The organism is Priestia sp. D3YE.R1 (assembly GCF_049199565.1).
Lineage (GTDB): Bacteria > Bacillota > Bacilli > Bacillales > Bacillaceae_H > Priestia > Priestia aryabhattai.
This window is the reverse complement of sequence record NZ_JBLTHW010000002.1, coordinates 615,107-638,729: the sequence shown is the minus strand read 5'-3', so window position 1 is coordinate 638,729 and position 23,623 is coordinate 615,107. Positions and strand designations below refer to the sequence as shown.

The 23,623-nt window shown below is 37.4% G+C and carries 22 protein-coding genes and 1 riboswitch; of the genes, 9 read left to right on the top strand and 13 right to left on the bottom strand.

Annotated features, from left to right (window positions below; translation table 11 throughout):
- Nucleotides 1-71 precede the first annotated feature (71 nt).
- Together phaP and ACOZIR_RS15420 are read left to right on the top strand one after the other, a co-directional pair.
- Nucleotides 72-584 (top strand): polyhydroxyalkanoic acid inclusion protein PhaP, encoded by a 513-nt coding sequence (gene phaP, locus ACOZIR_RS15425; protein WP_014461097.1) that lies wholly within the window; start codon nt 72-74, stop codon nt 582-584.
- Between the two features lie 143 nt (nt 585-727).
- On the top strand, nt 728-925 hold the full coding sequence (locus ACOZIR_RS15420) for an alpha/beta-type small acid-soluble spore protein (protein WP_013055933.1): 198 nt from the start codon (nt 728-730) through the stop codon (nt 923-925).
- Between the two features lie 50 nt (nt 926-975).
- Here ACOZIR_RS15420 and sigI read toward each other — a convergent pair whose 3' ends face one another.
- From sigI to ACOZIR_RS15395, 5 genes are all read right to left on the bottom strand, one after another.
- A complete protein-coding gene (sigI, locus tag ACOZIR_RS15415; protein WP_045293013.1) occupies nt 976-1,686 on the bottom strand; it encodes an RNA polymerase sigma factor SigI in 711 nt (236 codons plus the stop codon).
- A 365-nt stretch (nt 1,687-2,051) separates the two neighbouring features.
- A complete protein-coding gene (locus ACOZIR_RS15410; RefSeq protein ID WP_045293015.1) occupies nt 2,052-2,867 on the bottom strand; it encodes a TerC family protein in 816 nt (271 codons plus the stop codon).
- 96 nt (nt 2,868-2,963) lie between these two features.
- A riboswitch (yybP-ykoY riboswitch) is annotated at nt 2,964-3,059 on the bottom strand.
- A gap of 76 nt (nt 3,060-3,135) precedes the next feature.
- Nucleotides 3,136-6,159 carry a PAS domain S-box protein gene (locus ACOZIR_RS15405; protein WP_237758473.1) on the bottom strand — a complete coding sequence of 1,008 codons (3,024 nt, stop codon included), beginning with the start codon at nt 6,157-6,159 and terminating at the stop codon, nt 3,136-3,138.
- 159 nt (nt 6,160-6,318) lie between these two features.
- Nucleotides 6,319-7,062 (bottom strand): LytR/AlgR family response regulator transcription factor, encoded by a 744-nt coding sequence (locus ACOZIR_RS15400; RefSeq protein ID WP_114894533.1) that lies wholly within the window; start codon nt 7,060-7,062, stop codon nt 6,319-6,321.
- Nucleotides 7,063-7,813: 751 nt separating this feature from the next.
- Nucleotides 7,814-9,469 (bottom strand): alkaline phosphatase, encoded by a 1,656-nt coding sequence (locus ACOZIR_RS15395; protein WP_045293019.1) that lies wholly within the window; start codon nt 9,467-9,469, stop codon nt 7,814-7,816.
- A gap of 202 nt (nt 9,470-9,671) precedes the next feature.
- On the opposite strand from ACOZIR_RS15395, the gene ACOZIR_RS15390 reads away from it, so the two are divergent.
- The 3 genes from ACOZIR_RS15390 to ACOZIR_RS15380 are packed head-to-tail and all read left to right on the top strand — an operon-like array spanning nt 9,672 to nt 13,429.
- Complete coding sequence (locus ACOZIR_RS15390; protein ID WP_045293021.1) at nt 9,672-11,192, top strand: spore germination protein; 1,521 nt, start codon at nt 9,672-9,674, stop codon at nt 11,190-11,192.
- Between the two features lie 14 nt (nt 11,193-11,206).
- Entirely contained in the window at nt 11,207-12,292 is a 1,086-nt protein-coding gene (locus ACOZIR_RS15385) for a Ger(x)C family spore germination protein (protein ID WP_045293023.1), read from the top strand.
- Between the two features lie 12 nt (nt 12,293-12,304).
- Complete coding sequence (locus ACOZIR_RS15380; RefSeq protein ID WP_045293025.1) at nt 12,305-13,429, top strand: GerAB/ArcD/ProY family transporter; 1,125 nt, start codon at nt 12,305-12,307, stop codon at nt 13,427-13,429.
- A 25-nt stretch (nt 13,430-13,454) separates the two neighbouring features.
- On the opposite strand, the gene msrA is transcribed toward ACOZIR_RS15380, so the two are convergent.
- The 7 genes from msrA to ACOZIR_RS15345 form a co-directional block, all read right to left on the bottom strand.
- A complete protein-coding gene (gene msrA / locus ACOZIR_RS15375; RefSeq protein ID WP_080754393.1) occupies nt 13,455-14,417 on the bottom strand; it encodes a peptide-methionine (S)-S-oxide reductase MsrA in 963 nt (320 codons plus the stop codon).
- A gap of 153 nt (nt 14,418-14,570) precedes the next feature.
- Entirely contained in the window at nt 14,571-14,999 is a 429-nt protein-coding gene (locus ACOZIR_RS15370; RefSeq protein ID WP_045293027.1) for a MarR family winged helix-turn-helix transcriptional regulator, read from the bottom strand.
- A 202-nt stretch (nt 15,000-15,201) separates the two neighbouring features.
- A complete protein-coding gene (locus ACOZIR_RS15365; RefSeq protein WP_045293029.1) occupies nt 15,202-15,702 on the bottom strand; it encodes a MerR family transcriptional regulator in 501 nt (166 codons plus the stop codon).
- A 227-nt stretch (nt 15,703-15,929) separates the two neighbouring features.
- Nucleotides 15,930-16,319 carry a hypothetical protein gene (locus tag ACOZIR_RS15360; RefSeq protein ID WP_052942402.1) on the bottom strand — a complete coding sequence of 130 codons (390 nt, stop codon included), beginning with the start codon at nt 16,317-16,319 and terminating at the stop codon, nt 15,930-15,932.
- A gap of 83 nt (nt 16,320-16,402) precedes the next feature.
- Complete coding sequence (locus ACOZIR_RS15355) at nt 16,403-16,576, bottom strand: hypothetical protein (protein WP_169746669.1); 174 nt, start codon at nt 16,574-16,576, stop codon at nt 16,403-16,405.
- A gap of 114 nt (nt 16,577-16,690) precedes the next feature.
- Nucleotides 16,691-17,857 carry an ABC transporter permease gene (locus ACOZIR_RS15350; RefSeq protein WP_045293030.1) on the bottom strand — a complete coding sequence of 389 codons (1,167 nt, stop codon included), beginning with the start codon at nt 17,855-17,857 and terminating at the stop codon, nt 16,691-16,693.
- Nucleotide 17,858: 1 nt separating this feature from the next.
- Entirely contained in the window at nt 17,859-18,596 is a 738-nt protein-coding gene (locus ACOZIR_RS15345) for an ATP-binding cassette domain-containing protein (RefSeq protein ID WP_045293032.1), read from the bottom strand.
- Nucleotides 18,597-18,771: 175 nt separating this feature from the next.
- Between ACOZIR_RS15345 and ACOZIR_RS15340 the strand changes: the two genes are divergently transcribed.
- From ACOZIR_RS15340 to ACOZIR_RS15330, 3 genes are all read left to right on the top strand, one after another.
- On the top strand, nt 18,772-19,470 hold the full coding sequence (locus ACOZIR_RS15340) for a LytTR family DNA-binding domain-containing protein (protein WP_310878197.1): 699 nt from the start codon (nt 18,772-18,774) through the stop codon (nt 19,468-19,470).
- 17 nt (nt 19,471-19,487) lie between these two features.
- Nucleotides 19,488-20,438: a sensor histidine kinase gene (locus ACOZIR_RS15335; RefSeq protein ID WP_045293036.1), complete on the top strand. Its 951-nt coding sequence runs from the start codon at nt 19,488-19,490 to the stop codon at nt 20,436-20,438.
- Between the two features lie 219 nt (nt 20,439-20,657).
- The gene (locus ACOZIR_RS15330) at nt 20,658-21,959 is read left to right on the top strand and encodes an NCS2 family permease (RefSeq protein WP_421535707.1); all 1,302 of its coding nucleotides are present in this window, start codon (nt 20,658-20,660) and stop codon (nt 21,957-21,959) included.
- Between the two features lie 61 nt (nt 21,960-22,020).
- Here the strand turns inward: ACOZIR_RS15330 and ACOZIR_RS15325 are convergent, their stop codons facing one another.
- Nucleotides 22,021-22,185, bottom strand: a complete 165-nt coding sequence (locus ACOZIR_RS15325; protein WP_169746670.1) for a hypothetical protein — start codon at nt 22,183-22,185, stop codon at nt 22,021-22,023.
- A 173-nt stretch (nt 22,186-22,358) separates the two neighbouring features.
- On the opposite strand from ACOZIR_RS15325, the gene ACOZIR_RS15320 reads away from it, so the two are divergent.
- Nucleotides 22,359-23,528, top strand: coding sequence for an MFS transporter (locus ACOZIR_RS15320; RefSeq protein ID WP_045293038.1), 1,170 nt, complete (start codon nt 22,359-22,361; stop codon nt 23,526-23,528).
- The last annotated feature ends 95 nt before the right edge of the window (nt 23,529-23,623 follow it).

The window sequence follows — 23,623 nt, the reverse complement described above, 5'->3', positions numbered from 1 at the left end:
TTTCTTCTTTAACGTTTTGTTCATTACGATAACTGTTCGCCAGACCAAATTATTCAAGGAGGAATTTGATTATGTCAACAGTAAAGTATGATACAGTAATTGATGCAATGTGGGAACAATGGACAAAGGGGTTACAAAACATTGCAGACGGAAACAAACAAATTGAGCAATGGACGTTAAAAGCACTTGAGCAACAGCAAGAATTTGTAACAAAAGCAGTTGAACAACTTCAAGCAACAGACAAACAGTGGAAAGCTGAATTAGAAGATCTTCAACAAAAAACAGTTGAAAACTTACGTAAAACAGCTGGAAACGCTGTTGCCGATTCTTATGAGGAATGGACAAACCGCACGCATGAAGCATTAAATAAATTACAAGAGCTTTCTCTTAACCAAAGCAAATCAAGCTATTCTTTAGTAAAGCAAGCTCAAGAACAATATCATCAAGTAGTAACACAATTAGTAGAAGAGCAAAAGAAAACGCGCCAAGAGTTCCAACACGTATCTGATGCATACGTAGAGCAAGTTAAATCTCTTCAAAAATCATTTGCTCAGTCTCTTGAGCAATATGCAGTTGTAAAATAATATATAAAAAAGCCCAGCTTCTTTGAAAGCTGGGCTTTTTTATACTTTCTTGCAAACCATTACCAGTATGCAAAACAGTAAACAACAAATAATACAGGTACAGCAGTGAACTGCTGTACAACTAAAAAAGGAGATGACTAATCATGGCCAGAACAAATAAACTATTAACACCAGGAGTAGAACAATTTTTAGATCAATATAAATACGAAATCGCTCAAGAATTTGGGGTAACTCTAGGTTCTGACACTGCTGCACGCAGCAACGGTTCAGTAGGCGGAGAAATCACAAAACGCTTGGTGCAACAAGCTCAAGCTCACTTAAGCGGCAGCACACAAAAATAAAATATAACTTCATAACATGGCTAAAAAAGGCACCTGCGTGTGCCTTTTTCTTACATAATATAGTCTTTTAAATATACGTAGTCCCCGGCTAATATAATAACCATCGCGATGATATATTTCCGGTTTCTTTCAATTGTTTTCCGGCTCACTTTGACATGTTTTTCAATCAAGCGAATAGGAAGCTGCCGCTTTAAAAACAGCTTATCTTTTAATTCTTTTTCGTTGACGATAAAAGATGCAACTTCCACTGCATTTCCCCTTGCATCCTTATGTTTAGGAGAAGTGTTAATAATGTCTTCAAGAGTTAATTTAAACAATTTTAGCGTCTGACAAAAATAAGTCATTTCCTCTTGAATATATGAAGTTTCACTTTGCCTCTTATAGTTAGAAAGCGATATATCCATTTCTAGCTTACCTTGAATGAAACCTTCATTTTCAATTCGGTTATAGAGCAGCGTTTGGTTTCGCTTCTCTTTTCGAATATAGTCGATGACTCTTCTTTTGATAATCAGTTCGGCAAATGCAAGAAGGGATCGTCCTTTTTGGATTGTGTAATTTTCAATGGCTTCATTAAACGCAATCAGACCAATGCTAAATTCATCGTCAGCTTCACTTATATAACGTTTACATACAGCTGAAACAACTTTAGCAATAAACGGTTTATATTGTTGAATCATTTCGTTATGTAATTGTTTATCCCCTTGCTGAATCGTCAGTACAAGCGTTTCAAGCGATGGAGGCGTTTGAACTTTTGTGAGCATTGGCTTCACCTCTTTTACTATACTCAGTTGCTTTATACCATGCTACTATCCATTATTTTGATGACGAACAGGGTTAAGAAGCGCTCTGCTCCTTTTAATTTCTCTTTATTATAACCCATAATAGCTCAATTTTACCAATTAACATACATTTGAAATATATGTTTATGAACTGAAATAAACTTCATTGAACTGAATTATCTAACGCTGCTTTCTGTTCTTTACAGAATATGAACGAAAAAGCAAAACATTCGGATATAAAGTAATTAAACACCAGTTAGTTCTTTTACCCTTTCTCAAAACGATTTAAACTAGGTATTTTATCTTAATATACAAAAAAACGCGCATTAAAAGCGCATTTTTTTGTATTACTGATTTTCAATTTTCTTTAAGGCATCTTTTTCTTTCTCTGAGCCTTCAAGAGCAGTTTGTTCTTTATTTTTAGATAGAAACCAGCCTGAAGTTGCTATGCCAAGTAACACAACCCAAAACGTAATTTTCCATACTTTTGATTCAGGGAAGTGTTCATCAATAATACCTAACTCCGGATGAGCAAGAGTGTAAACTGCTAGCTTAACCCCTACCCAGCCTACGATAGCAAAAGCCGCCGTTTCTAGCCCCGGGCGCGTATTTAATAGCTTGACGAACCAAGTTGCAGCAAAGCGCATAATGATTAATCCCATAATTCCTCCGGCAAAGATCACCAAGAATTGTCCGCCATCGAGTCCGCCAATTTTAGGAAGATTGGTTGTTGGCAACGTAACAGCAAGAGCCACAGCAGCCAAAATTGAATCAACCGCAAAAGCAATGTCCGCTACTTCTACTTTTAAAACCGTCATCCAGAAACCTGAGCCCTTTTTTCCGTTCGTTTCTTTTACTTTTTCATGATCGCCTTTTTTCACATATCGCTTCACAATATGATTAATGGAAATAAACAATAAGTAAATGGCTCCTATGGCTTGAAGCTGCCATACATCTACCAAAAATGAAATCAAAAACAATGAACCAAATCTAAAAATAAAGGCCCCGGCTAATCCGTAAAATAATGCCTTCTTGCGTTTTTCTTCCGGTAAATGTTTGACCATAATGGCCATCACAAGCGCATTGTCCGCCGCCAAAATTCCTTCTAATGCAACCAGCACTAGCAATACCCATCCATATTCTAACAAAATCGATGCATCCATAAAAATCCCCTCTCGTTTCTTTGTATAAGTTTATTTATCCTCATTACCGGAATAAAACACAAAAAGACCTTTGCCAAATATGGCAAAGGTCTTGCTAAGCATAATCATTATGCCAACAAAGCCGATGGAATATTCCATGTAATGACGACTTTGTTTCAGGTTTCCCTGACGCTACTCCCCTTTACTCCGTAAGAAGTAAATGTATTAAGTTGCTCTTATTTTATAAAAGGTTCACTAATAAGTCAATTAAAAGCCCTCTAAACTTTTGTTAAGCTTTTGTTAAGCGTTTTAATACATTTAAAAACGTTGAAATATGAATAGGCTTTGTTACGTATTCACTAAAGCCAACTAAAAAAGCTTGATCGATATCGCTTTGCATCGCACTTGCACTCAGGGCGATTCGTGGAATATGCTTCAACTCTTTTTCCAGCTGAAGCTGTGTGCATACCTCAAAACCATTCATATCAGGCAGATCAATATCAATTAAGATTATATCCGGTGAAATGGACCTGATTAGCCCGATACCGTGTTCTCCTGTTTTGGCAACTAAGAGCTTAACATTTTTATATGGAGAAAGAATCGATTGCATAAGCTCAATATTTGTATCGTTATCCTCAATATACACAATGGAGATCGGCATGGAAAAACCTAAAAATAACTCGACTTCCCTTTCATTAGATAAGCGTTTAGGAACAGGTGGATGTACTAAGGGAAAACGAACCCAAAATGTACTGCCTTTTCCTTCTTTACTTCGCACTCCGCACGTTCCATTCATTAAGGTAACAAGCTGCTTTACAAGCGCCAGCCCAATCCCTGTTCCGTCTTTTTCTAGTCTATTCACACGGTAGAAAGGCTCAAAAATCCGATTTAATTCTGAAGCTGGAATTCCAAAGCCTCTATCTTCAATCAATATGGTTACGTGATGCTGAGTGATGTCGGTATAGATAATGATATCGCGATAAGCAGGCGAATATTTAATGGCGTTTGTAAGCAGATTTAATAAGATCTGCTGAAACCGAAGTTCATCTACTTCAACAAAGACTTCTTGGTATGCGTGAAAGCGAGTATAAAATATACTATGCTTATCTTTTGCTAATGGTTTCATAATTTTAAGCGCGTCTTCAATTGCTTCTTTTACCGACACCGGTTCAAGGTTAATCGCTAAGTGACCTGATTCAATTTTCGATAAATCCAGCGTTTCATTTATTAAATAAAGAAGATGATTACCTGCTTTTAAAATTTTTCGTATACGATTCAATTGTTTTTCCGTTAAATCTTTTTCCCCTTGCTCTTCCAATATTTGTGCATATCCTAAAATACTGTTTAAAGGCGTTCGAAGTTCATGGCTTACTTTTGATAAAAATTCTGACTTAGCTTGATTGGCTTTTTCGGCTTCTTCTTTGGCTATAATCATTTGCTGATTGGAATGAAGCAGGTCTTGTTCTTGTTCCTGCTGCTTTGTAATATCATAAAATGTGACAACTACGCCTTTATAATATTTGCTTTCTTGCAGAGGTTCAGCATTCACCGAAAGCCAAGTCAACTTTTTCTCTTTTAAATAAATGCCCATGACTGTATTTCGCACAGGCTCTTTTGTATGAAGACATCGAACAGATGGAATGTCTTCGAGTGCAAAAGGTGTACCGTCAGGATGAATAATTTCCCAGTCTAAACCAAACGGGTTAACTGATAACATTTGGTCATAAGGCACGTTTAGAATCTTAGCAGCGTATGCATTGGCAGCAATTAAGTTACCTTCAGGGTCATGAAACACCACGCCTTCTGACATTGTAGAAAGAACGGATCGATACATGCTTTCACTTTTAGCCAGCTTTTCTCTTGCTTCGTGAAGATCAGTAATATCTACTATAGAACCAATAACTTCTTGTACTTCTCCTTTGTAGATATGAGGTGTTAACTTCGTATAGTAAGCAAAGTCGTTCAAAAGTACTTCATACGACACTTTCTCTCCCGCCCATGCTTTATCATAGTAACTCCTATTATCTCTTGCGTAGGATTCAGGTAAAAATTCCTCAGGTGTTTTTCCGACAACATCTATTTCCTCATATCCCATTTCACGAATCATTTTGCCTTCGCACATCGTATAGACATATCCTTTACTGTTCTTCACAAATTTAAAAATGGTACCATCTTGCTGTGAAAGCGTGCGTTTTAAATCTTTTTGTAAATCCAGAAGCTGCTGTTGAGCCCTTTTTCGATCTGTCACATCTTTGGCGATGACGTAACTGCCTTTAATTTGATCATGAACAATAATAGGCATTTGCGTTACTTCAACATATACAGACTGATTATCTTTGCGAATCAGCGTTGCCTCATAATATACAGAGTCTCCCCTCAGGGATTTCCACATATATTCTTCAGCTCTTTCAGCTTCTCTGAACATAGAAGGAAACGGGATTTTCTCCATTTTATTTAACGTGTATCCTGTCAGCTCAATTCCTTTTGGGTTAATCGTTTGAATATTGCCGTATAAATCAACCGCACACACAATATTGGGATTGTAGTTAAAAAGAGATTGATAATACTCTTCTTTTAATTGACTTTCCCTCACTTCTTCCTGACGCTTAAAAGCAGCAACCAGCAGGAAGACAATGAGTAGCGTAATCGTGATACTTGCAATCATATTGGAAAATGGCGCTTGATACGGCAGCCACTGGCCCCATTTTCTTGCAACTGAATGTGCAATATGCAGCTTCATTCCATACATACTGATGAAATGCATAGCTGAAATGCCAATACCTAGCAAAATAGAGCTAACAAGTTTGAGAAACGGATTAGCTTTCACGTTTTTCGAACGAAAAAACAAGTGCATCGCATAAAATGCAACGACTAGAGCAACGATGATAGAAAGCAAAACAGATAGCACGGCATAATGAATCCGTGCTTCCGTTTCGATTGCTGCCATGGCAATATAATGTGTACCCAGAATACTGCTTCCTAAAATGAGCCCTGACCATACCGACGTGCCCCATTTCCAAAATGTCCAAAACGCACCTAGTGATCCGCTAATCGCTGTTATTAAAGCAAGGACAGAAAGTACAGCATCAAAATGAAAGCTAACAGGAACATAATAAGCAAGCATCGCAATATAATGCATCGCCCCCACTCCAACCCCCATTGAAGTTGCTGACAGTGTGAGCCACAAATAATTGTTCTGCTGTTTTTTCATCATTTTGCTCACAATATCAAGTGCTGTATAAGAGGCAAGAATCCCTACAATGACAGCAAGAAATACGGTAAATTCATTATAGTGACCAGTAATTGAAATCATTTTCTTTCCTTTCACTTTAACGTTACTTCTTCTATCTAACTCTCCTTATAAGAACTATATTACTATCATTTATTCCGAAAGCAGACACATGAAATAGACGAAACTTACATAAGCTTCGTCCTTTCGTCAGCATAACTATTTTAGAAGAAGCAGCATCTCTTAATTTGTCATTAACTGATGCAGCTGTTTTTGAACGTCTTGGATTTTTAATTTTGAGATATGAGCATATTCATCAATTTCTAAGAAATAAACAAGATATGTTTCGTTTTTTGGTGTGATGTGCGAAACTTTCTGCAAATTTACGATATAAGACCGGTGTGTTTGACTGAATACAGAAGGGTTCAAATACATATAGATATCACTAATATTTTCATATGTCTCATAGACACGTGATTGAGTATAGATTAAGCATTTTTTTCCGGATTTTTCGATAAAAATAATTTGATCAATTGGAATGTAATAAGTAGATCCATTAAATTTTACAGGCAGTCTTTTTAATTGCTCACCTGGCTTTTTTGATTGATTTTTATCACTTCCAATGGAGTTTTTTGCCCGCTCTAACGCCATATAAAGTCTGGTTTTTTCAATTGGTTTTACAATGTAATCCAATGCTGACAACTCGAATGCCTTCACAGCAAATTCATCATAACCGGTGATAAAAATAAAGTTTAAATTCGGCTTAATGCGCAGGCACTTTTTTATGGCATCTACACCGTTAATCGTAGGCATATTAATGTCTACGAGCAAAAGGTCTGGGCTCTTAGCCATCACTTCCTGTACAAGCTGCTCTCCGTCTTTGCAGATGCTAATCACTTCAAATTCCGGAAGCTGTTCTATAAAATAATCTAAAATTTCAACCGAATCTTCGTTATCATCGGCAATAATTAAGTTAATTTTGTTCATCCTGACTCCCCCTAGGATACAATGTTAAAGTATAGTACGAACTATTGCCCATTCTGTTTTATGCATGTCTACACATCTTTATAGTGTTTTTATGGTGAGATGAATGATCTACACGGACGCTAATCGTTAATGAACACATAACGATTGTTCATGGGGAATATTGCAATAATTGTAGGTTTTCTAGAAGAAGAAATAAAAACCGTTTATCTATTATCATTTATTTTCCTAACAATGATTTAATACCCTTTTTATAATCTGTAAATCAGCATGCCAGAATCTTTATTCAATATTTTTAATAAAGGCAACACGCTATTTTCAATCATTTTGTCTTCTCTTACTATTAAAACATGTTCTACGTTCTTCCACCCATACTTTTATTCATTTTTTTACTTTTTATTCAAGGTAATTACTTACATACAACCCTCAATAACCCTGTATTTTTAATTTCACTTGAAGAAATTTATGTATTTTTTATTCATTTTATTATAAAAATTCTAGCATATAACGTTATGAACTTACATATGTATTCCGAACTAGTTCCTTTTAGAACTATGATTATTATACCATTTCATAGTGTAAATCACATATATTTAAAGGTAAAGACTTTCCATTCCTTTAAGAGTTCAAAGCTATTTATTTGTAAAATAAATCAATTCATTTCTCTATAAAGGCTAATACACCTAACTATCCATCTATTATCTGTAAAAAAACAGGCCTAAAGTTATACTTTGGCCTGTTTTACATTCATTTCTTATTCTGCATTTTTTACAATTTGCTGTGCCTGTTTCGGTACAAAGAAGCGACCTTTTTTATCCTGTACAATTACGCTGTCCATCTGCATTTCTTTCCCATTTACAATCGCAATATTTTTGTTTACTGGAAAACGTACCGTTCGCTTATTGTTTGTAACAACCAGCACAGGATTGTTTTTATCTTTTGAGTCAATCGCTACATTTGAGCCTTTAAACGCTTTATTTGCTTCAATAAACAATTCGTTTGTTAATTCGTTTAAGTTAATGTTCATTGACTTAGCCATATGTTTGGCAATATCCGTATTATCAAAGTGCCCCATTGGTCGATTGACGCCGTAGGAATACAGAAATACATCCTCACCCGTATGACCGCCCGTTGTGAATCCAAGGTTTGCTCGGTTGGCTAATAACTTCGATAGTGCAGCACTGATTTCTTTTTTATCTCTTGCTTTAGTCAGCTGCGCTTTTTCCTCTGAAGTTAGATTTGATAAACCATACAAAGCAGCTACTTCTTCTTTATTTGATAAATCTTCTTTTAATTTAGACGTAGCGCCTTCTAACGTCATTTTTGCTTTTTTTAATGGATCAATATAAGCAGAAACAGGTGTGGTATCGTATCCTTTTGTTGTATTTGCATTACCGATTGAAAGACCACTGTTTCCGTGATCGGCAATCGCAATAACCATCGTATTTCCATCTTTTTTAGCGAACTCTACTGCTTTGCCCACTGCTTCATCAAACGCTAATACATCGCTAATCATGCCTACTGGATCATTGGCATGAGCTGCCCAATCCGTTTTGCTTCCTTCAACAAATAAGAAAAAACCGTCTTTATCTTTGGATAGTGTTGTTATTGCTTTATTTGTCATCTGGGACAACTTTGGCTGTTCTGCTTTTGTCTGCGGTCGGTCCATATCATATGCTAAATCTCGGTCAGCGAAGCTCCCCCAGATTTTTTTGGAGCCCGACTGCTCTAATTCCTTTTTATTTTCTACAAAGTCATATCCTCTTTTATTCAACACATTGACTAAGTTTTCATCGTCTTTCCGGCTTTTTTCTTCTTTTCCTGGTAGAAGAGATTGCTTACCTCCTCCGAGTACTACATCAATGTTTTGATACACTTGCTGCTCCGCTAGCGTTTGAAAGTCATCACGGCTGTAGTTGTGGGCTGAAAAACCAGCTGGTGTGGCGTGCTGGATCTCAGAAGTAGCCACAATTCCTGTCGCGCGCCCTGAAAGCTTTGCTCCTTCTAGAACGTTTGCTACGGGACGAAATTGATCTTCTTTTTCTACGGGTTTAACCCCAGGTGTATTCACTACTGAAGGGAGCACACCTACATAACCTGAATTTGATTTATTTCCTGTTGCTAAAGCAGTAGCTGCCGGAGCGGAATCTGTAATAGCAGATTCCGCCGAATACGCACGTACTCCCCCGGCCATCAGCTGATCCATATGTAACGGTTTTCCCTTGTACCATCTTGCGAGTGTAGTAGCATTTGAACTCGTCCCGTCCATTACCATCATAATGACATTTTGGGGTTTCTTAGCTGACTTATGCTCCACTTTTGCTTCCGTTTGAATAAGTGAGTTTCCTAAACCAAACGAGGCCAATGCTACTGCTCCTGCTAGTGTAATACCTGCTAATTTTTTCTTCATATAAATGTACCCGCTCCTTTATTTCATTATCTTCGACATGTCTAAAGTTACCATTCAAACGTAAATCTACTGTTTATCTACTGTAAAAGAGTGTAAAGTTTGTCTTTATATTCTTCCTTTCTTCTTGAGAAAAAATAGTCGAATAAAAAGGAAGTACATGAACAAACTACCAGTAATAGAAAGTCATGCGAGGGGCACGGTTATGTTTAAACATTTATTTAAAAAAAAGAATGCAGACGATCAGCCAAAAAAATCACTGGATGAACTGATCAAACAGTTTAAAAAATCAAGTGATTTTATGACGTTAGCCATTGGCTCACAGCATCGAAAATACATCATTACGTATTTTAAACAGCTCGTAAACATGCAAAGCGTTGAAGATAAAATACTCGAGCCTTTTCAAAAACTAGACTTCACGTTAAGCAGTGTACATGAAGTCGAAAACGTTCTGCCGATTGAAGATATTTCAGTTACAAGAGATACAAAAGAAATTTTAGAAAAGATGCTGCGCGGCTATGTGATGTTTCAACTGCATAAAGACGATAAGCTAGTAGCTCTTATTAAAGTTCAAAGCTTTGATACGGGGTTTCGAAAAGAAAATGAAACAGAAAATGAGTTCAGCGTCGTCGGTCCTAAAATTGGTTTTGTAGAGGATTTAGATGTCAATCTCTATTTAATGAGAAAAACGGTCATTTCTGAAAACCTTATTTTTAAAGAACTCACCGTAGGAAATAAATCGAAAACGCGCGTGGTGCTTGTTTACTTAGAAGGCGTAACGAACCCTCAGCACGTAGACACTATGACCCAGCGCCTTGAAGATATAGATTTCGACGTCATTTTTGATAGTACAATGCTTGATCAATTAATTTCCGATAATTCTTCTACGGCGTTTCCGCTTTTTTTAACAACAGAGCGGATCGACCGAGTCCTGTTCAGTTTGTTAAACGGGCAAGCTGCCTTCTTTTCAAGCGGTTCACCCTACGCAGTTACAGGTCCGTCAACGCTGCTTGACTTCTTTATTTCGCCTGAAGACTACTATTTACCGTGGGTTCTAGGGTCATTTTTCCGAGTTATTCGTATTTTAGGCGTCTTTTTTTCTATTTTTGCTACGCCTCTTTATGTAGCGATTGTTACGTATCATTATGAGATGCTTCCAAAAGATTTGCTGGGTCCTATTATTTTTTCAAGGACAAACGTTCCTTTTCCACCGGTCATCGAAGTACTCTTTTTAGAAATTACCATTGAACTGCTTCGAGAAGCCGGAGCCAGGCTTCCAACAAAAGTAGGACAAACACTGGGAATCGTAGGCGGGATTGTTATTGGGCAAGCAACAGTCGAAGCGGCGTTAACAAGTAATATTCTGCTTATTATTGTTTCACTGACAGCTTTAGCCTCTTTTACAACGCCTATTTTTAAAATGTCTAACACGATCCGGCTGCTACGGTTTCCGTTTATTTTGTTTGCTACTGCGTTTGGTTTAGTCGGCATCACCTTTGGCTTTTGTTTCTTGCTGGTTCATTTGCTTCGTTTAAAGTCTTTGGGCATGCCTTATCTTGTTCCGCTTTTTCCGTTTCGTCCAACAGAGTACAGAGATACCTTTTTGCGCTTGCCGTATAGTCATACAGCGAAGCGGCCAAGCTACTTGCGTCCTTTAGAACGCTTTCGCTATAACCCTAATAAAGCGAATAAGACTAAACGAAAAAGTAATTTAGATAATGAGTAAAGCGGGGAAACGTCATGAAGAGAATACTTATTTTATGCACTTGCCTTACTTTTTTAACGAGCTGTGCAGACCGTGAAACAATTGACGAAATTCAAGTAGTTAACTCCATAGGATATGATTATATTCCTCAAAGCAATAAAGTCAGAGGAACTATTTTATACCCTATCTATAAGTACGGGCCAACGGAAGAACCTAGTATTATTGCGGCTACTGCTAATTCATCATTTGATATTCCACTCCGCTTAAACAATAAATCATCTCTTCCGGTCGCTTTTGGGCAGCTGAGGAGCATTGTCATGGGAAAAGAATTTGCAACACACGGCGTGGATGAATTAGTAAATACAATTGCTAGAAATCCAGACCTTGGACGTAATATTAAATTAAGCATTGTAGATGGCAACGCACATGAATTATTGAGTTCTGTTACAAAAAAGAAAATTAAGGACTATCAGTTTATTTCTAATTTAATCGAACAAAATATCCGCACAGAAAATTTGCCTAACACTAATTTACAAATTTTTTTATTCAGTTTTTTTAGCGATGACCGTGATCCGTATCTTCCCGTTTTAGCCCAAGAAAAAGATGCTATTAAATTAAAGGGTCTAGCGCTTTTTAAACAACAAAAAGTCGTTACAACCATCGGAATGAAAGAAACGTTTTTATTTAAGCTGCTAACAAGCGGAACAAAGCACGGCCGCTACTCAGTAACAATTAAAGAAAATGACCGTAAAGGCGAAATTATACTGCAAAACTTGCGCACCAAAACAAAGTATGAAATTAAAGGAAATCATCAACATCCAAGTATTGTTGCACACTTAACTATCGATGGACTTGTAAAAGAGTTTCCTGGATGGATAGATTTAACAGACCCGACTCGTATTAAAATGGTTGAAAAAACGCTTCAAAAAGATATTGAAAAAGATGGGGATGCCTTTATTAAGAAGCTTCAGAGGCACAAAATCGACCCCATTTGTTTTACAGATTATGTTCGAAGTAAAACGCGAGGGTTTAACAGTGAAAAATTCAAAGCGCAATATCCGGATATGAATATTGAAGTAAAAGCTCGCGTTCACCTTATTCAAACCGGTATTAGCAACTAGGAGGAAGAAAAGATGCACAATACAATTAAAGAAGAAAACCAAGTTTCCCCTTCTTTTCTTTTTTTCTTAGTCCACTCTACTCAGATTGGCGTTGGAATACTAGGATTTCAGCGTTATATTATTAAAGGTGCCGGATATGAAGCATGGATATCTGTCATCCTTGCAGCGATCAGCACCTGTATTTTATTAGCAATGATTTTTAATATCTTAACCCGTGAAAACAGTGATATCGTTGATATTCACCGGCTATATTTTGGAAAGTATCTTGGAGGTGCTTTAACTCTTGCGGCATCAGCTTATTATTTTATTTTTGCGTTAACCATTTACCGAACGTATGTAGAGATTTTACAAATATGGATGTTTCCGCAGTTAGAAACATGGATTGTATCACTCGTTTACTTACCTATTATTTACTACACAGTTTCCGGTGGGTTCCGTGTGATTACTGGAATTGCCTTTTTTGGGGTCATGCTTCCCTTGCCGCTTGTATTTGCCTTACTCTATCCGTTAAAGTATGGGCATCTTAATAATTTATTTCCTTTATTTGACCACACAATATGGGAATTTTTAATTTCAACTAAAATGATGACCTTTGAGAATTTGGGATTTGAATCCGTGCTTTTTTTCTATCCATTTATAAAAAATGGCGCTACTAGTCAGAAGTGGGGGCAATATGGCGTTTTGTTCAGTACTTTTTTATATTTGTGCACGGCATTAGTATCATTTGCTTACTTTAGTCAAGGACAGTTAGGCCATACCATCTGGCCAACTTTAACGATGGCTAAAATTATTGAAATTCCATTTTTACAGCGTTTTGAATATATTTTAATTTCTCTGTGGCTTTTAGTCGTTCTTCCTACTATTGCTGTCAGCGTATGGTGTACAATTCGTGGATTTAGTAAAACATTTAATAAGCCGCCTACGATTTTTCTCATATTAGTTCTTATTGCCCTTCTTGGTTTTTCTATTTTCTTTGATGATCGAGAAACCATCGATCATCTTAATACACGATTATCCATGACCGGCTTTTACTTTATTTATGGCTACATTCCTTTCCTTTTTCTCTATAGCCTCATTCGAGCCAAAATAAAACAAAAGAAAGCACAAAAAGAAGAGCGTGAGCCAACTTTAAGTTGAATCACGCTCTTTTTTTCATATTGTTTTATTTGTTAAATAAAACAGCGTATTCCCCGTATCCTTCTTTTTCTAAATCTTCCTTCGGAACAAAGCGAAGAGCTGCTGAGTTGATGCAGTAGCGCAGGCCGCCTGCATCTTGCGGACCATCATCAAATAAATGACCTAAATGAGAGTTAGCCGTTTTGCTTCGTACTTCTGTACGAACCATATTATGACTAACGTCCATATTTTCTTTTACTTCATCTTTATTAATCGCTTTTGTGAAAGACGGCCATCCGCATCCAGCATCATATTTATCAGTTGAACTAAACAACGGCTCTCCTGATACGATATCTACATAAATACCATCTTCTGTATGATCCCAAAATTCATTGCGAAACGGAGGTTCCGTTGCGTCATTTTGAGTAACTTCATATTGAATAGGCGTTAATGTCGTTTTCAGCTGCTCATCACGGCCAAAGTCTTTCCAGTTTTCTTTAATAAAACGATCACGTCCAGATCCTCGTCGATACATCGCATAGCGGAATTTATTTTTCTTATAGTAACCTTGATGGTATTCTTCCGCTTCATAAAACGGTTTTGCCGGTAGAATTTGTGTAGCAATCGGCTCAGAAAAACGACCGCTTGCTTCTAATTGTTGCTTCGATTCTTCAGCTAGTGCCTTTTGGTGTTCATTGTGATAAAAGATAGCTGTTCGATATGAATCGCCTCGATCCGCAAATTGTCCGCCTGCATCCGTTGGATCAATTTGAGGCCAGTATAGTTCTAAAAGCTTTTCATATGGAAAAACTTCTGGGTCAAATGTAATTTGGACCGCTTCATAGTGGCCCGTTGTTTCTGAGCATACTTCTTTGTACGTCGGGTTCTCTTTGTGACCGCCTGTATAGCCAGATACAACTTTTATAATGCCTGGCTGTTCATCAAAGGGCTTCACCATACACCAAAAACAGCCGCCGGCAAAAGTTGCTACTTCATATTGTTCTGTCAAAAAGATGACCTCCTTCATGTGTTCTTTCTATTATTATACGCTGATTTGATGTTCTCACCAACTAACTTGCTTCTTGTACTCTTTCCGTTTTGAGCAAAAAAAATAACCAGTGAAGGCCGTATCCACTGATTATTTTCCCGCATTTAAAGCGCTTTATTTTTGATCACCTTTAATTTTGTGAAACAGTTTATTCACCGTTTCAATTTCTTTATCTGTAAAGTGCTCAAAACGCTCAAGGAAATACGCTCGTTTTTTTTGTTGAATCACATTAAAAATATCCTGTCCTTCCTTGGTCAGTTCAATATCAATAATACGTCGATCATTTTCAGACCGTTTGCGTGCAATGTAGCCTTTTGACAAAAGCAAGTCGGTTACCGCCGTAATGTGGCTTGCTGACACTTGAAGATACTTGGATAAATCAGTTGATCGCTGCCTCCCGGAATCAACCAGCATGCGAAGCACCATAAATTCATTTGTTGATAGCTCTGAATTGTATACTTCATTAATTTCTTGGCGAAGCTGTCTGAACACAAAGCGAAACAGCGTCTCCATTTCTTGAACGAGCTCTTCTCTTTTTTTCACATGTCACTCTCCTTAACGCTATCGCATGATAACGAATATGTATTTACGAAAGTATTTCACTTTCTTAACTTAATTAGTTTTATCAAATTACTAAGCGTTTCGTCAACTATTATTGAGATTTTTTTCCACAAACCTGTACGAATTGATGTATTTTTCATAAAATTCCATAAAAAAAGCGATTTACCGTTATGGTAAATCGCTGCTAGTAGCTAAAAATACCGGTTAAAAAGCTTCTCCATCTCGGAACAGGCTTTTTACCTTTTAAGCTGTCTTCACTTTTTAACTGACTTTCAAGTTCCACTACGCGATTTTCTAATTTCGTAATAACTTTATTTAATCGATCGATTTCTGAACGATGCTCTAAAATTTGAAAGGTTACTACTTCTCCCGCTTTTTCTTCTGTACGCTTTTCATTTTCAATCAGTCTTAAAAAAAGCTGATCAAGCTGCTTTTGCATATCTTGTGCACGTTCATCAGATATAACGACTTCCTCTTTTTCTACTACTTTTTCTACCACTTTGACGACGGCTTGACGATTGCGGTTTTTTTGAAAGTTTCTAAGTGCTTCAATATTTTCTTCTGTAAACTCACAGTGTCCCGATTCATTTCTCTCTAGCTCGATATCCGCCATTTTGACCCACTTTAATACCGTACTTGGATGTATTCCCAGCGACTTTGCCACATCTACTGTTTTCATCATCATGTTCCATCCCTCCATTTTTTTCATTTACTAGCCATTTCGAGAGAAATTTTTAAATCCCTTCATACGTGACAAAACTAGTATGAATTCGTCAAAGAAAGTGGACGTTCAACAAATGAAGAAAATGATGTCATTATTCCTTAAGAAAACTCGTACAAACCTTCTGCAAAATAACAAAATTCGCCCTGTGGAATCCCCTTGCCATATCCCTTAAAAAAGCCGCGCGCTCTTTACCTGTAAAGACGCCCCATTTCATAGACAATGTGCTCGCGCTTTTTTTCATTATCTTCTTTCTCTAAATACTCTCTTACCGTCTTTCCTTCAAAAAATTCTAGCAGCAGCCAGCTTTGTTCTGGGGGTTGAACAAACTCGTAAGCATTCGGACTTCGAAATTTCTCCAGCGTTTTTATATTTTTTAATACATAATATTCCTTAAATAACCATTTTCTGTACTTTTCCCCTTTTGCTCGCTTTAAAACATATCTCCCTTTAGCGGTATGAAGAATACCGACATCCGATGTCCACACTTGCTTTGGAAACGTCACTTTTTCGCTTTGCTTTACATATTTTTTTATAGAATGAGGAATTTCTTCTACTATAATAGGCTGCAGCTGTCTCACTCTCCTTTCCTTTCTTTCTACATTCTCTTTTAATTTCTATTTCTCTACAAAAAAAGGCTGAGACATAACGAGATCACTTCAATCTAGAGACCGATAAATGGGATACATGAGCTGGACTGCTTGTTATACCACTGTTGCTTTCCGTGCAAGACTTCGCTTTCCGCGGGCGGACGGTAAGCCTCCTCGTCGCTTCCGCTCCTGTGGGTCTCACCTGTTCCGCTTTTCCCGCAAGAGTCTCCGTCTTTCCCTCCAATCAACAGCTAGAAGCAACTAACTGCATACTTGAAACCTACGTTCACCATTTCAATAAAAAAAACCGAACGATCACTCGTTCGGACTTTCCTTCAACTAAACTACTTTTGCCCAATCTCTTAACCTTTACCAAGCACCCAGCGGCTTTTCGTAAACATCGTATGACCAAGGACAAATAAAACAACTGTACAAATCGACAAGCTTCCTATTGTATAGACAAGACTCTGCATGTCGTAGACACCGTAGAGAAGTTGTTTCATAAGTGCAAATACGTTATAAATAGGAATTAAAAATACGCTTGAGTCCAGCTCGTGTACGGATTTCCCTATTAGTAAAAAGTATGGAAGCATGGCTACCATCATAATTTGAGATGTATAGCTCTGCGCTTCTTTAACCGAATTCGCCAAAAGGCTAAGAATGCATAATACCATAGCTCCTAGCAGTGCTAGCAGGGTAAGGGTGACTAAAAACGAGAAGATAAAGGTTATAAAATGACCGTTGAGCTGCAGTGCATCATTTAATGCGGTTGTTAAATAACGTACAGACAGAACAAATGTAAATGTGGACAAAAGACCGCTCAGTATACCAAATGTCGAGATTGTAAGCCATTTCCCAATCAATAATTGCGTTCGTTTTACAGGAGACATCAATAGAGCTTCCATCGTCTTCCGTTCTTTTTCACCTGCAAAAATATCATTTGCTGAAGGAAGAATCCCCCCCAAAACGCCCATAATGATAATCATTGGCGCAAACATCGCAATCATTGTTAAAGAACCGTCATCGTCTTTAGATAATCCTTTTTCAATTACATTAAATGGGGCAACGGTTTGGCTATTTACATTTAATTGATTTAAGCGTTCGCTGACTATGGCTTCTCGATGTTTATTCAAGATATTTTGTATATACTCCGCTGTAGCACTTGAGTTCATGCTCGCCTCATCCGTATAAATAGTAACTTCTGGCGATTTCATGTTAAGCACTTCTGAAGAAAAATTGTCCGACAGCTTTAAAGCCGCTAATGCGTTTCCTTCTTCTACAGCGCTGAGTGGATTTTTGCTTTCAATTACTTTGATACTGTCATCGTTTTTTAGCCAGTCGATTACACTGGCATCAGAACCTTTTGTAACAGCTACCGACATGGAATCTGTTTGATCACTGGCCATCATTTTGTCTACAAAAAGGATAATTCCTACATTTAATAAAATGGGAATCAACACGCTAAAAATAATGGTTTTGCGGTCTCGAAAACAATCAATCAACTCTTTTTTATAGATGTGCCAAATCATATTAAGCCCCCCTCACGATACGGGACATGAAGATGTAGTTTAAATCTGTGCTTTCTTCTTCTTTATACAGCTGTTCGTTTGTTCCTTGATAAATCATTTTCCCTTTATGAATCATGATGATCGACTGACACAGCATCTCTACTTCTTCCATAATGTGACTGGAAAAAATAATCGTTTTTCCTTCTCTTTGCAGACTTTTAATAAGCTCGCGAAACATGTTTGCTGATGTAATGTCTAATCCTGTAGTCGGTTCATCAAATAGGATAACGTCCGGGTTATGAAGAATAGTGCGTGCAATGGCTACTTTTTGACGCATTCCTTTTGAAAAGCCTCCGACGCGGCGGTCCAAGTAGTCTTTCATTCCAAAACGTTTGGCCAGTTCCTCAATCCTTATCTTTGTTTCATGTTTGCTCATTCCATAAAACTTAGCAAAATAAGCTAAGTTTTCACGAGCTGTCAAACGGTCGTATAAACCTGTTTCACCGCCAAAAAGCACGCCGATTTTTTGCTTTATTTTATCAGGCTGTTTATGAATGTTAATTCCGTGAATGAACATATTACCTTCCGATGGTTCAAGTACAGTCGACAGCATACGTAAAAGAGTTGTTTTCCCCGCTCCATTTTCACCTAATAGTCCTACAATTTCTCCTTGTGCGATGGTTACATGAATATCTTGAACAGCTGCAATTGTTTGCTTTTTCTCTTTAAAATATTTCGTCACACCTTTGATTTCAATCATATCCGCTCTCCCCTTTTACTGTGATTGACTATATCTTAGCTTATTTTTTATACAGCATCTTCCATCTTGTCATAAAGAGGGTTTTTTATGTCGCGAAACGTCCTTCCTATCTTGTAAATCATGGTAAAATAGTGTGGTAATATCCAATAGAATGAAACAAAGAGGGTTTTTATTTATGAAGGTAGGATTAGTGGATGATCATTCATATGATTTAGAGAAATTGAGGATTTCTTTAGAAAGAGAAGATGATATAGACATACTTTTTTCGACTAGCAGCGCGGAGGAAGCTTATAACGAAATTAAAAAAAATGAAATTGATTTATTAATTACAGATATTGAAATGCCGAAGCTATCAGGTTATGAGCTTGCAGACTTTATCAATGCTTACGCACTTGATATTCAAGTCATCTTTGTCACTGGGCACAGCGGCTTTGCCGTTCATGCGTTTGAACTCAACGTTTTAGACTACATTATGAAGCCATATTCTAAAGAGCGTCTGTTAAAAGGCATTCAGCGTTTTCATCAAAAAAAACAATCAAATAACACAAGAGATAAGCTTATTTTAAAACAAAAAACCGAAATGCAAGTGCTGAGCAAACAAGATATTATATTTGCAGAACGAACGGGTCGATCTACCACCATCATAACGACAAATGGAGAGTTTAGTACGTATCAATCGTTAAACGAAATTGAAAAAGAATTAACAGCGAGTCATTTTCTAAGGTCTCATCGAGCTTTTATTATCAATATTTCCTATATTCAAAATTTCTCCCTGTATACTAAGCACTCATACTCAGTGATGTTTCAAAGCACCGAAAAAACAGCTTTAATCACGAAAACAAATTTAGACATCTTGCAAAAAGAATACTTTTAAAGGAGGAACTATTTAAAATGAAACTATTTTACACACTAGTTTTACTAACTGTTTTCGTGCTCCTCTTTTTTAAAGACCTGCCTGTTAGCTTACATCTCCTATTTAGTTCTTTTATAATTGGTTCATTTTTTATATGGGGAAAGAAATATCAAACGGCTCCTTCACTAACGATAAAAAAAGCAATCGTACTGACGTCTTTTTTCCTGCTTTTATTTAGCCTATCTTCACCTTTTAGTATTGGGCTAACCGTTATCGCAATGATTTGTTGCATGACCGACATGTTTTCGTCTTATCAACAATACATATTCGTAACCAACCGGGAAAGCAGTGCTTCACGTGAAATTCAAAAAAACAATGAGCTTTTTCAAGCATTAAGAGCTGAAAGACATGATTTTATTAAACATGTCAGCGCCGTATCCTATCTTCTAGAAACAAATCAAAGACAGCAGGCACAAGAGTATATTCAAGATTACGTTGAAGCTTTGAATGATACCCATTCATATATTCAAGGTGAACATTCGCACGTAGCTTCTGTTGTACATCAAAGCAAAAATCAAGCACATACGTGGGGAATACATATGAATGTTCAATTAGATTCACCGTTATCACAGCTGCCTTTAAAGCACCTTGACCAAATGAATCTCATCATGAATTTACTGCATAATGCTTTAGAAGCTGCTCATTCTTCTGAGAAAAAAGAGATAACCGTTTCGAGTATGATTCGAAGTGGCATTTACATTTTAGAAGTCAGCAATTCTACCGCTCCTTTATCACGAGAGCGTCAAGATCACTTGTTTACTTCTTTTCATGTGACAGAAAAGAAAGAACGCCACGAAGGCCTTGGCACGTGGATCATTTCTGAACTTGTTTCTAACTACCACGGACGCTTGGAATATACGTATCACGATTTAACTCTTTCCATTAAAATAAAATTTCCGATAGTCGTTACCTCAAAACAAGCAACATAGCCGCTATAGCCCAAGCGGCTTTTTTTCGTATGAGCCTCTTCTATACGCGCACACTATAAAAAGCACCGAAAAAAAGAAATATTTCACACTTGTTTTAGCTCTTTTATCGTCACTTTTTTAGTTTTTGATTTTTTATATGCAAATCTATTGCATTTCAAGTAAAAAACGAATATTATATATCATGTTGCTTTTAATGTTCGTTATTTTTGGAGGTTACTTATGTTTAAGTTAAAAGAATATAACACGGATGCTAAAACGGAGATTTTAGCTGGTATTACAACGTTTTTAACCATGATTTATATCGTCATTGTAAACCCAGTTATTTTGTCCAGCGCCGGCGTTCCTTTTGATCAAGTATTTACAGCTACTATTATTTCAGCAGTCGTAGCTACGCTATGGATGGCTCTTGCAGCTAACTATCCAATTGCTATTGCTCCCGGTATGGGAATGAACGCATACTTTGCTGCTTTAGTTGTTGGTTCAAATGGAAGTATCGACTATGCTACTGCTTTTTCAGCTGTATTCGTAGCGGGTATTATCTTTATCATCCTATCGTTAACATCATTTCGTGAAAAATTAATTGAAGCTATTCCAAGCAATTTAAAGCACGCGATCAGTGCTGGTATCGGTTTATTTATTGCTTTTATCGGACTTCGTTCAGCCGGTATTATTGTTGCAAATAAATCAAATTTAATTGGACTTGGTGATTTGCAGCCTGAAAAAGTAGTTTTAACACTGATCGGACTTGCGATTACAATCATTTTATATACGCTAAATGTAAACGGCGCTTTATTCTTCGGTATGATTATTACCGGATTAATTGCTTTCTTTAGAGGACAGCTTTCATTTGATAAAGGTTTGTTTGCTTCCCCTCACCTTCCAGACGGCTTAATGATTTCAAATCCTTTTGCTGCTTTTGGAGATGTTATTCACCATGATTTGTACACAGTTGTTTTTTCTTTCTTACTTGTGACAATTTTTGATACAACAGGTACAATGGTAGGTGTAGCTCAACAGGCCGGTCTTATGAAAGGTAATAAGATGCCTCGCGTGCGTCAAGCATTGCTTGCTGACTCATTTGGTACAACGATTGGAGCTTTATTTGGTACAAGCCCAACAACGGCTTACGTTGAATCTTCATCTGGTGTAGCAGCAGGCGGACGTACAGGTCTAACGGGCGTGACGGTAGCCATTCTATTTATTGTTGCAGCATTCTTTAGTCCGGTTGTAAGCTCGGTTTCTGGCGTAGCAGCTATTACTTCACCTGCATTAATTATTGTCGGAAGCTTGATGATGGGTGCTGTAGCTAAAATTAATTGGAATGACTTTGATGAAGCGTTCCCTGCCTTTTTAGTTGTTCTAGCAATGCCTCTTACATCCAGTATTGCAACAGGAATTGCCCTTGGCTTCATTTCTTATCCGTTAATGAAGCTGGTAAAGGGAAAAGGCAAACAAGTTCATCCGCTTGTGTATGTCTTTGCTATTTTATTTCTCTATCAGCTCATCTTTTTACCGCATTAAAAAAGCTTGGAGATTCGTCTCCAAGCTTTTTTTATTGAAAGTGATTGTTATTTTCTTTTGTTTAATAAAGATAATTTTCCACATAGATTTGTTCTGCGTCAGAAGCATTCTTGATCCCTCCTTCTGGATCTAGCTCGATACTTCTCTTTTTAGCTATATAATCCACTAGCGCCCCAAACCCTAAAAGACCGCCTATAACCCCAGCAAATACAATCCATATTGGCAATCGCTTCACGCCCCTTTTTTTTAATTGTATCAGCTTCAGCGCAACAGGTAAATATTAACATAGTTATCCATTTGTAAATAAAACGCTTTTTACCAAATATACGTAAAAAACGTCTTTGTATTTGGTATACTAAACTCACGGCATGTTCTACAGAGAAAGGGGCTTAATTGCATATGAACAAACAGCTTGGAACGTTAATGTTTGTTATTTTTATGGTATTTGTCGGCTTCGGAGTGATCATCCCCATCGTACCTGAAGTTATTCGTGCCACGGGTGCAAGCACGGTCAATTTAGGGATACTCATGGCTAGCTATTCGATCGCATCTTTTATTACCGCACCTTTTTGGGGAAAGCTTTCCGATATAAAAGGCCGCCGTCCCATCTTACTTTGGGGCTTACTTGGCTTTAGCGCAAGCTTTTTTCTTTTTTCGGTGGCAGAAAACTCTCTGACTTTAATGTATACGTCACGCATCATCGGAGGTTTGTTTGCAGGAGCTGTTATTCCTTGTGCTTTTGCATACGCTTCTGATAGTACAGATGAAGAAAACCGCACGAAAGCAATGGGACTGTTAGGAATGTCGATTGGCTTAGGCTTTATTTTTGGACCGGCATTAGGCGGTGTCCTTTCATCTTTCGGCTTGTTTGTTCCCTTCGTTATCTCTGGTATCTTGTCACTGATTATGACAGCGTTCTCATTCTTTACGTTAAAAGAATCTTTACGAAAAGAATCTGCTGCCAAAGTACAGACATCCAGATGGCATGACTTCACGTCAGATTTTCAAGGAGCTATGAAGTATTTATATGTTCTTTCATTTTTAGCAACTTTTACGCTCGCTGGATTAGAAGCTACTTTTCAATTTTTTCAAATAGCGAAAATTAATGCTACTCCTACGACAATTGGATGGATGTTTATGGCGAGCGGTTTAACTCAAGCGCTGATTCAAGGCGGTGTGCTGCAGCGATTTAAAAAAGGAAATGAAAAAAAGCTGATGGCCATTGGCTTGTTGGTTTCAGCAATAGGATTCACGTCTATTTTGTTATCTTCTAGTGCCGCTAACGCTACCTTATTTCTGTGCATATTTACAGCAGGAAATGCCCTTATTCGTCCTTGTGTCCTCTCTTTAATTACGATGAGAACCAAAGTAGGATATGGCTCTGCTTCTGGGCTAACTGCTTCAATGGATAGCTTAGGGCGTATTTTTGGCCCTCTGCTTGGTGCATTTGCCTTTAAACTCAATATGACGCTGCCTTTTATTATAGGAGCAGTTGTCACTTTAGCTGCTTTACTGCTGATTCAGCGCCATACAGCTCTAGATTATTCTGAGCAAACACTGTCATCGTAGAGGCTGGTACAGAAGTATTTTAGTTAAAGGAAGATCCGAACGATGAATCGAGATTCTTGATAAAGAATCCAACGCGTTCGGATCTTTTCATTGGT